Annotated in this window: 3 protein-coding genes and 2 pseudogenes; 2 read left to right on the top strand and 3 right to left on the bottom strand. The window is 67.9% G+C overall.

Going from position 1 to position 10,426, the window contains the following annotated elements:
* From DMB66_RS49910 to DMB66_RS49900, 3 genes and pseudogenes are all read right to left on the bottom strand, one after another.
* Nucleotides 1–1,664, bottom strand: a pseudogene (locus DMB66_RS49910) (SAM-dependent DNA methyltransferase); the annotation flags it as partial.
* Nucleotides 1,665–1,882: 218 nt separating this feature from the next.
* Nucleotides 1,883–5,026, bottom strand: a complete 3,144-nt coding sequence (gene drmD / locus DMB66_RS49905) for a DISARM system SNF2-like helicase DrmD (protein ID WP_125811140.1) — start codon at nt 5,024–5,026, stop codon at nt 1,883–1,885.
* Between the two features lie 82 nt (nt 5,027–5,108).
* Nucleotides 5,109–6,965 carry an N-6 DNA methylase gene (locus tag DMB66_RS49900; protein WP_125811139.1) on the bottom strand — a complete coding sequence of 619 codons (1,857 nt, stop codon included), beginning with the start codon at nt 6,963–6,965 and terminating at the stop codon, nt 5,109–5,111.
* Between the two features lie 217 nt (nt 6,966–7,182).
* Here DMB66_RS49900 and DMB66_RS49895 point away from each other — a divergent pair, with 217 nt between their 5' ends.
* Nucleotides 7,183–8,295, top strand: coding sequence for an HU-CCDC81 and SPOR domain-containing protein (locus DMB66_RS49895; RefSeq protein WP_125811138.1), 1,113 nt, complete (start codon nt 7,183–7,185; stop codon nt 8,293–8,295).
* A gap of 89 nt (nt 8,296–8,384) precedes the next feature.
* Nucleotides 8,385–10,426 (top strand): annotated as a pseudogene (locus DMB66_RS49890) (transposase); the annotation flags it as partial.

Raw genomic sequence — 10,426 nt, 5'->3', positions numbered from 1 at the left:
AGGTACCGACCGAGATACCGGGCGGCAGCGACCAAGAACGCTGCCGAGCCCATCGCGATGTCGGCGACTTTGAGTGCAAGGATTTCCTCACTTGACTTGGGTTTCCACTGCTTGGTGTCTGCGGTCTGCAGCGGCCCCGGCTCGTAGACCAGCGGCTCCAACGCTCCCTCGACGATCTCCTCGGCGAGCTTGCGAGGGGTGTAGTGCGTGCCGGTGTTGCGGCGTAACGCCGACTCGGTGATGAAGAGTGCCCCGGGTAGCACCACCAAGGGGAGATCACGAAGGTCGGTGCGAATCAGACCGTGAAAGGGGAGCAGCCGCTTCGACAGTTCATAATCGCCGCCAGTCACCGCGAGCAACTTCTTGCGAGCCTCCTCCCGCTCGATACCTTCTAGGGGAGCAAGCCGCTTTGCTACGGCCGCCGCCGAGCCGATTTTTGAGTCCTTGTACTTCTCGGCGACCATTTTGGCAAGGCCGGGCGCGTCACGGTGCTGCGCTGCTAGGGCTTCCAGGTCGGTAAGACGTACCTCATCTTCCGCACCGTCCTTGCCGATCAGGCCGACGGTGACGTCCTCGGCGCGGAAGCCTTCGAACGACAACAAACCCTCGTAGACGTAACCGATCTGCTCGACGTCCAGAGTGCGGAAGCTGACGGTGCGGCGTTCCGAGGTCTTAGCACCGCGTCCGATCTGGACGAACTGCACGGCGCGCAGCATGTGCAGCACGGTGCGATCGTCCACATTGAGTGGAAGCCATGGCATTCCCTGTGGGTCGAAGAGCGACCCGTCGTGGCCGTGCATGGTCAGCCGCGAGTGGTCGACACCGTGGAACACCGCGTTGAACAAGGCAATCAGGCGCTGCCAGGCGGCAGTGCTGTGCTCCAGGTCCTCCTCGCTGCCCTCGGTGACCCGTTGCTCCAACTCGGCGCAGAGCCGTCCGGCTGAGTAGGCAGTTGCGTACAGCTCATTGTCGGCCGGTAGGAGTCGGCGCTCCTCGGCGAAGAGCAAGAATACGATCCTCATCATCACCGAGACCGCGCCGCGGTAGACCTCGTGCGCGTCGACGTCCTGCAGGCCGCGCCCACCCAGCTCCCGGTCCCGCACGTCGATCCGACCGAACGCCGCTACCAGCAGCTCCACCGCTTGGCGGACCTGGACGCCGAGCGCCTCGGTGATCTCCTCTTGGTTGTCCAGGCTTCTGCGCAGCAGCGGGACCAGTTTCTCGTCGTCGGGGACGGCGAAGAAGCGGTGGCGGTGCAGCAGCGAGCGGAACGCCCGGACCACGTCGCGTTCGGCGGCCTCCGGCCAGGCGACCGTGTCGAATGTCGCCATGGTGGTGGCGCCGCCGCGGGGCGCCCATACCAGGGTCCAGAACCGGCCGTCGGTGGCCAGGCCCAACTCGACCTCGTGGTGGCGGCACATCAGGGCGAGCCGGTCGGCCGGTGTCGCAGCCCACGTGCTGTCCTTGACCCGGGCGGTCGGGCGGCTGCCAGCGGGGCAGTTCATCCCGAGGATGCGTACGGTGTCGGGCTTGATCTCCTCGCCCGGCTGGACCAGCACGAAGTCCGGGGTGAGGACGGTGTCGTGGTCGGCGACGGTAACCGCGAGATCGTCCAGGCCGGTGTGGTGTAGCGCGTCGCCCCAGCCGAGCAGGTCACCGAGCACGTAGTCGCACCAGGCCGGCTGCCCGGCAGCCTGGTCGGTCAGCCAGTCTGCGTGGTGGGTGCGTAGCCGTTCGCGTTCCGGCTTGTCCAGCGGGTCGAGCGTGGGCCAGGTCTGCCGCAGTACGGGGATGCTGGCGAACGGGCCGCTGACCTCGATCAGACTGAGCCAGGTCTTGTGGTCATAGTCGGCGGCCGCAGTGTGCCGGCGGTAGCTGCCTCTCATCGGGTGGCCTCCCGCTTGGGCACGACGAAGACCACGGCCACCGGGAAGCTGTGCGCCTTCGGCTCGCGGTAGCGGGCGTCGACAGCGTCGAGTTCGCGGTGGCGTTCCTCGGTCAGGCTGGTCAAGCGTTCCTCCCGTCGGTGCCGGTCCCGGCGGTACTGGGCCAGCTCTTCCTTGCTCTTACTCGCCTCGGCGCGGCTGAACAGAGCGAACTCCCGCTCCGGGTCGTCGTCGGCGATAGCCTGACGCAGGCTCGCCTCGAACCGGTCGAAGTTGTGGTTGATCCGGTCCTTTTCGGCGTGTTGGCGCTGGTCGAGCTTGCGGGAGAGCGCCTCCTCGCGGATCGACGTGCGCCAGGTGATGGCGGCGTTGAGGCCGTCGGCGACGCGGGGCCAGCGTTCGGCGAGCCGGGCCTGGACGATCTCGGTGGCCGCGGTGCCGTGGGTGAGGGCCCTGTCGAGGATGCCGCCCAGCGTGGTGAGGTTCTCCAGACGGCGGAACCGACCCTGTGCGGGTCCCCAGCCACCGGCATAGAGGACCTCCTCATGCAGGCGTACACCATCGACGCCGACCAGGACGAACCGCGAGTAGGCGCCGACCAGCACTTCCTCCAGCGCGGGATCGTCGCTGACCACGGCGGCGATCCGATGCAGGCCCAGATCGGGATTAGAGACGGCGGCTCTCAGCAGCCGGGTCGACATGGCCACCAGCGGGTGGTTGAGGTGGGCAAGCACGATCTCGTCGCGGTCCTTGACCAGACGGGCGTCGAACGTGATCGGCAGTTGCCGCGGCGGCTCGTCTTTCTTGTGCAGCTTGGCGGTGAGGCCGACGGTGGCGCGCTGCCACGAACCGGTCAGCGGCGGCACCATGAACAGGCCGTCACCCAGGTGCTTGTCGTCGGTGTGCGGGCGCAGCTTCTGCTGGCGGGCCAGTTCCAGGGCGGTGTCGACGACGCGTTTCACCGCCCCCGGGGTGATGCCGAGTTCGTCGACGGTCTTGTCGAGGTCGGCGCGGAGCCGGCGGATCTGGTCTCGTAGGTTGGTCTCGGACGGCAGTTGGTCGGCGGCCGCCTTCTTGCCGATCTTGTCGAAGTCGATGTCTACGCGCTCGCCGGTCATCTGGCGCTGCACCACGTCGGAGATGACCGCGTTGACCGAGCCGAGGTCGGCCTCTACCTGGGCGACCTTGGTGGCGACCCGGGATAGGAACTCCAGGTCCGCCTCGAACGCGTCGACAGCGTGGCCGAAGCCGGTGCCGACGAAGTGCCGGATGTCGGGTGCGACCTTCTGCCCGTAGCGGTCAACCCGGCCGATGCGCTGCTCGAGCTTGTTGGGGTTGAACGGGATGTCGTAGTTGACCAGCCGATGGCAGTGGTTCTGCAGGTCGATGCCCTCGCTGGCCGCGTCCGTGGCGAGCAGGATGCGCACCGGCTGCACGGTGGGATCGGCTTGGAACGCCAGCCGGAGCTGCTCCCGGTCGTCAGGTGGGGTGCCGCCGTGCAGCAGCGCGACTCTCGGGGTGCCGAGCCCTTCCTGGCGCAGCAGGTTGTCGAGCCAGATCTGGGTGTCGCGGTATTCGGTGAAGACCACGACCCGCTCGTTGGTCCAGTTCCGGCCGTCAGGTCGGCAGACCGCCTTCAGGTAGGTGATCAGCTCGTGGGCCTTCGCGTCGGGCCGGGCCTCCTGCGCTTCGGCCCACTCCAGCATTCGCTTGAGCAGGGATTCCTCGTCCTCGACAGGGTCCGGCTGCATCGGGGCCATCCGGTTCAGCGCGTCGTCCTCAGCCTCGGCGAGCTGTTCGTCGTCGTAGGTCGCGACGTCGTCGAGAAAGTCGTCCATCCACTCCGGGACGTCGTCGTCGATGGTGGCCGGCGGGCTCGTTCCTTTCCGGGACGTCAGCGTGCCGAGGTATACGTCGACGGTGTGGGCGAAGGCTGCCGGGCTGGAGAACAGCCGCTTCTTCAGCAGGAGCGTGACCAGGTCGGTGGCCTTGCGGCCCCGCTGAGTTTTGAGACGCTTGCGGCGCGACTCAGAGAAGCGGGTGAGAAGCGCGTGGATCTCGCGTTCCTCCGGGGGATACGCGACCGGGATGGCGGTCGCCTTCCGCTCGACGAAACGGGCGCTGCCGTCGGCGTCGACGATGTGTCGCTTGAGCCGGCGCACCACGGTTTCCTTGACCGCGGCCGGGTCCGGCTCGGCGCTGCGCAGGAACCGCTGGTCGTCGATCAATTCCAGGAGCGCGCGAAACGATTCCGGATAGCCGTTGTGCGGGGTCGCCGACAGGAAGAGCCGGTTCGTGAAGTGCGGGGCGATCCGACGGATCAGTTTGGTCTGCTGCGAGTCGACCGCGTAGACCTGCTTGGGTGCGGCCGGTGCGACGTGATGGGCCTCATCGAGGATCAGCATGTCGAAGGTGCGGGGGTGGGCCGGGCCGTCGGCTGGCAGCACCTCGTCGAGGAGTCGCTGAGCCTTCGGCCCACGCAGCCACGGCAGGCTGACGATGGTCAGGGGAAAGACCTGGAACGGGTTGGCAGCCGAACCGTGCGTACGGCGCACCGAGGCGGCCCGCTCCGCGTCGACGATGGTGAAGTCGAGGCCGAACTTCTCGGCCATCTCGTCGCGCCATTTGATGGTCAGGCCGGCCGGGCAGATGATCATGATGCGCCGGGCGCGGTGCCGCAGCAGCAGCTCCTGGGCGACCAGTCCGGCCTCGATTGTCTTGCCGAGGCCGACGTCGTCGGCGAGCAGCAGGTTGACGCGGGGCGCGTCGACCGCACGAGCCACTGGTTCCAGCTGATAGTCCTCGATAGCCACGCCGGACCGGAACGGTGCCTGCAACGTCTTCACGTCCGCCGAGGTGACCGCGGACCAGCGGACCGCGTCGAGGAAGGCGGCAAGTCGCTGCGGCGGGTCGAACTTGCCTGCGACGACCGGTGGGAGAGCGCCGGTGGGCAGCACTTGGGCGCCCGGCTCCACCTCCCAGATCACTTCGAGGGTGTCGCCGTACCGACCGTCCTCGACGCTTTGCAGGCTGACCAACGTGCTACGCCCGGCCGCGTCCACCTTGCCGACTACCCAGCGTTGGCCCCGTACCGAGACAAGGTTGCCGTCAGCCGGTGCCGCCGTTGTCATTGCGGGCATCGATCCCCCTTTGTAGCGTGTGCTGCGCGATGCCGTGCGAGCACCCTACGTGATTTGATCGCGACACTCGTCGCACAAATGGTCAAAGCTTCTCGGTTTCCGCGCGGATCATCCCTGCCGCGAGGCCGTCGGCCGCCTGCCGGGTCAGCGCTCCGCTGAGAGCGGCCGCGGCCCGGATCGCGTCATCGACCCCTTGCAGCCGACGGAACAGGCCACCATGGCGGGCCTGCTCCTCAAGCGGGATCCTAGGGACCTGGGCGCGGCGCACGTCGAACCGCAGCGTGGCCGACGAGCCGCCTGCCTGACGCTCGTTCGCGGAGGTGCGTAGCTGCCCGGCGAGGAACCAGGGATCCAGTTCCTCCGGGTCGCATCGGAGTAGGTGTAGCCCTCGGCCAAGCAGAGCGATTTCATCGCCGATGACCCGGGCAGTCAGGTGTGGGGCGAGCATTGGCACGACGACGTCGCCGGGCCGTAACGGGATGGCCGGCGTGGGTCGGAGGTCGGCCCGGCCAGACGCGGGTCGCCCCTGTAGAACGTCGTCGCTGGTCAGGACAGGGCAGTCCGGGATCGGGTCAGTGTCTGTCGAGGCCGCCCGGACGGGTCCGAGCAACTGGAGGCGGCCGGAGCGGATCAGGTCGCCCATTGTGACAGCCGGTAGCGGACCAGTCGGCTCGACCGGCACGTCGAGGTTCGGCATCAGGTCTTGAATCGAGCCGACCAGGCCCATCAGGCGCTCTTGGCTCTCTCGGACGACGATCGCGCTGTCCAATCCCGAAGCATTGGCTGGCTCTCGCCGGCCCGGAGTGATGTCGACTTCCTCATCGAGCAGGTCGATCACCGGCACGGCATGGGCCAGGCCGGTACCAGTCTCGACTGCCTTGACGATCTCCGCGACGCCGTCGTCGGCATCGATCGTCGTGGCGTCGATGAGCAGCACCTCGGGTGCGGACGGGCCGGCCTCCCGACGCAGGATCCACAGGTGGAGACCGATCGCATGTGGCGCCGCCGCGCCTGCGGGAAGCGCGATGATCGCCTGGATCGCGCCGCGGCGTAGTAGCTCGGCACGGATGCGGCGGCCCGCGCGCCGGTTCGCCGCCGATGGCGGCATCAGCAACACGGCGCGCCCGCCGGGTGCGAGGTGGGCGAGAGCGTGCTGCACCCATGCCAGCTCCGGTTCGGTACGCGGAGGGACGCCGAACTCCCAGCGGCGGTCGTAGCCGAGCTCCTCGTGACCCCAGTTGGTCAACCCGAATGGCAGGTTTGCCACGACGGTGTCGAAGGTACGGCCGGGGAATCCGTCATGGCGCAGAGAGTCGCCCGTGTGGATGTCGCCGGGCAGGTCGTGGATGGTGAGCCAGAGTTCGGCGAGGCGGGTGGCGGCAGGGTCGTTGTCCTGGCCGTATACGTCAGAGGCGCCTCGATCGGCGGCGGCGCGGAGCAGCCGGCCCGTACCGCAGGCCGGGTCGAGCACCGTGCGGTCGCGCACGCCAGCCAGAACGACCATGAGGCGGGCGAGGGTGTCTGGTGTGGTGACAGCACGCTGGCCGGGCAGGTCGGCGAAACGCTGCCACAGTTGCGCGAAGACCGTGCGGTGACCGTGGTGGGCGGCGAGCGAGTCGAGGTCCGGCCGCAGGTTCTCGAACGGCAGAGTCCGCACACCACGCAGGTGGTCGCCAGCGACGGCGAGCGCCTCTGACGGGTCGCCGGCCGCGGCGAGCAGGCTGCGCCAGAGCCGGTCCTCAGCCGCGACAGCGGTGAGCTTTCCCTGCTCGGCAAGCCACTTCTCGATCTCGTCGAGGTCGAACTGCGGGCTTGCCGCAGTGCCGCCGACGGGTGTCGGGAACGAGTCGTAGCGCTTACGCCAGTTGCTGACCGCGGCCCGCCCCACACCGGCCAAGCGGGCGATGTCGGCTGCGGTGACTCTCGCTCTCTGCTGCACGAGAGCAGTGTACATAACTCGGGCCGATTTTTCTTGTTGACATAGTTCACGGACGCTGCTTCTATTGACGGCGCAGTGGAACCACGCTGCTCGGCGCGTCGCTGCGCTCCCGAGCCACCTATGTCAGCCCACCGAGGACTTCTCAAACCCGCCTGTCGTCGAGTCGGATTGACGTACATGACTTGGCCTCGGTCCCTCCTCACTAGAAGGTTCTTGTATGTCTCGTCCGTCCACCGCTCCGGTTTGGGTTCCGGACCCGCAGATCGTGCTGGCTCAGCTCGCCAGCGGAATCCTGGGATACGCGCAGCAGACTGCCGACAGGTCAGCGTTCCGGCTGCCTTACCCGGCGAATCTCCAACTCGCGTTGGACCGGCTCACCCTGCTGGCCTGGCACCAAGAGACTGAATCTCCGGCGAGCGTCGTAGAGCTGCTGTCATGGGCCGGTACTCCATTTGCAGAGTGGCCGATCGACCTGCCGGACGCTGACGTCGACCCGGAGGAGTCACTCCTGGCCTACGGGCGTCCGACAGCGATCTGCGAGGAACTCGGCAGCCTCCGTGGTGATGTAGAGGGCGAGATGCGGGAGAACGCGCTGATCCGGGCCGTCATGGACCGGACGCAGGCCGCGCAGGCTCCGGCCTCCTACGTGGCCTTCCGGCGATTGTTGGTGGAGTATCCGGTGCTCACCGCGCTGGAGTTGGACACCCGCCTGGCTGACCCGGAGCTGGCGCTGGTCGCCGACCAGGTGCGGCAGGCATACCCCGAGGCGCCGCCGGAGGCAGCCGCGGACGGCGTGGTTCGCACCTGCGGCGGATGCCGCGGGTTGCTTCTCCCACTGGATGACGACCGAACCTGGACCTGCGAGGACGACTCGTGTTCCGCTCCCGGGACGGCAGGCCCAATACATCCGGCCGCGGAGGGTGTGCGGTGGCTGCGGCGGGAGCTACGGACATTCATCACCGCTCCGGGGAGGGCGGAGCTCAGGATTGCCCAGGTGGTGGCGGACATGGGCGTAGCGGTGGAGTTGTGGCCGGACTTCGACGCGTGCGACCTGTCGGTGTTCGCCGAACGGCCGTGGGTCGCAGATGTCAAGGCGTGGCGGAATCCCACTCGGTTGGGGCGAGCCCTTCGCGCCCGGATGTTCTCGGTGCCGGCTCACGCGGATCGCGCTTACGTCGTCGTCGGGCAGGAGCAGGTGCGGGCTCAGCAGCGATACATCGAGCGACTCCGCCGGGCCTGCCCGGCAGTGCGACCCGGGCAGCGGGTGGTTGCTGTGTCGGAGAAGCAGTTCGTGGAAGCGGTGCGCCGACGGGTGGAGAACGAGTCGTGAGGCAGATCAGGTCGGTCGAGAACCGCTTCCGCAGGGCGTTGGAAGGCAGCTACACGCCGGCCGACGGGCAGCCGTCCGCGGCGGCGTTGATGCGCACGGAGCTGTGCCTCTACTTGCTGGCAGGAGTAGCGGAGGGCCAGGCGGCGGCCGGGGTGCCCGCGTTGCTCGACGGCTACCGGGCGCTGTGGGATGCCGTAGAGGACGTCCCCACCGACGCGGGCGTGCGGCTGGCGAACGCGCGCACGATCCTCTGGCCCAGCCGACGATCATACGGATGGGAGCGCGAACTGCGTGCGTACCTCGATGTGTCCGAGGAAGTCCGCGGTTTTCGTCTCGACGAACTGGGCCGCCCGGTCCGTCGGGAGTGCCGCATTGCTCTACAACGGTGGGATTGGTATGAGGAACTGCTCACCGCTCCGCTGCCGTTTGCCGCAGCGCAGGCCCGATACGCCGATCCCGGCCGCTATCGGATGGCGTCGACGGCGCGTGGCGTCGGCATCGATATCCCGGAGGACTTGCCGCCCTCACTACCGCCGGTGCGACATGACGGAACCGTGCGGGCTCGGGAAGCGGTCGAGGTCGAGTGGTCCGCTCTCGTGGAAACGGCCCGTTGGATGGAGGAAGCGGACGCGCGCGCCGGCCGTCCCGACAGTAGGTGGGCCGAGCGCCTGCAGGACATCATCGTCCAGGTCCGCCAAGGCGATGACACCTTCGGCGTGGCGACCTCACTGCGTATCGACCGGATGTTGCACCTGGTCGGCATGGTCAGCGTCGGCAAAACTACCCTCGTCATGATCCTTTCTGTGTGGATGGCTTGTCACGGCCACCAGGTCACCATCGTGGTGGGAGACAACTCGGCAGCGTTGCGGGCAGCGCATGAGCTGTCCGCGTACGAGGGAGTGACGGCTGCCCCGATCATGGGACAGAACCGGACCCGGCACGCGGAACGGCTGCACCGGTTGCAGCCGCCGGCTCCCGGACGCCTGCTACCCCGGTCCCCGTACGGCTTCGACCTGGTGAGCACCGCTTGCGGGCTGGACGGCGTCCGGGACACTGCCACCCCGTTGGCGGTCCGCGCAGCCCCTTGCCAGGATTTGATCACGGCCGATGGCGACGAGCCGGTAGACGGGTGGCGCAGCGGGACACGCCGGACCTGCCCACTGTGGCACCGTTGCCAACGACACGAAGCGGCCAGGCGGCTGGTTACCGCAAACGTCTGGATCGCGACCCCTTGGAGTCTGGTCCACACCCGGGTGCCGGCTCCGCTCAGCGACGGCCAGCTGCGCTACCTCGAAGCCGCCTGGCGCCGCAGCGATCTGATCCTCGTCGATGAGGCTGACCAGGTGCAGGCCAACCTTGACTCCATGTTCGCCAACTCGCAGGTGCTACTCGGGCCCAGCGACGAGGCATGGATCGACGAGATCGGCACCCGGGTCAGCGACCGGCTCCGCGCGGCAGGCCGGGCCCAAGTGCGATCCCGGCAGATCCGCCGGTTCACGCTGGCGCTCAACAACGCCCGTACCGCAGCGGACGTCATCTACCAGCTGTTGCACCGCGACCGGGTACGCCCCGGGCAGCCGGTGCTGAGCTGGCTCGACCCCGACTACTTCACCGCGTGGTCGCTGTTCGATGGCCTGGCGCAGGACTGGGCCGGACTCTCCGGCAGCAAGGACGCCGGGTGGGACGACGACCCCCTTTACCAGGCACTCCGGCAGCAGTTCAATGCCTTCATCGACGCACCGACGGATATCGCCGAGGATGGCGTCGCACGAGGCCTGGCGGACCTGACCGAACGCCTGCTCTCCGATACGGACGAGGACGTCCGGGAAGCCGACGTCCGAAGCTGGCTCACCGACCTGACCGGCTCCGAACTGGTCCAGGGCACCAAGGTCGCGCCCAGCGACCTGGACCGCAACGTGTGGCGGCTGGAGTTCGCCATTGCGGTAGCCGTGATGGCGCACCGGCTCAACCTGATGCTCGCCATGTGGCCGGAGGTCGCCGCCGAACTCGAGCTGTTCGATACCCTGCCCACCGAGGTCCGTCGACCACCGGTCGATCTCGCGGTTGCCGTTCCCGAATCGCCCATGGGTAATGTGCTGGGCTTCCAATACGTCGAGGACGAGGCGAGCCG

It is taken from the genome of Actinoplanes sp. ATCC 53533, assembly GCF_003947245.1.
Note: the sequence above shows the minus strand (reverse complement) of the source record. Positions and strands in the feature narration are given on the sequence as shown.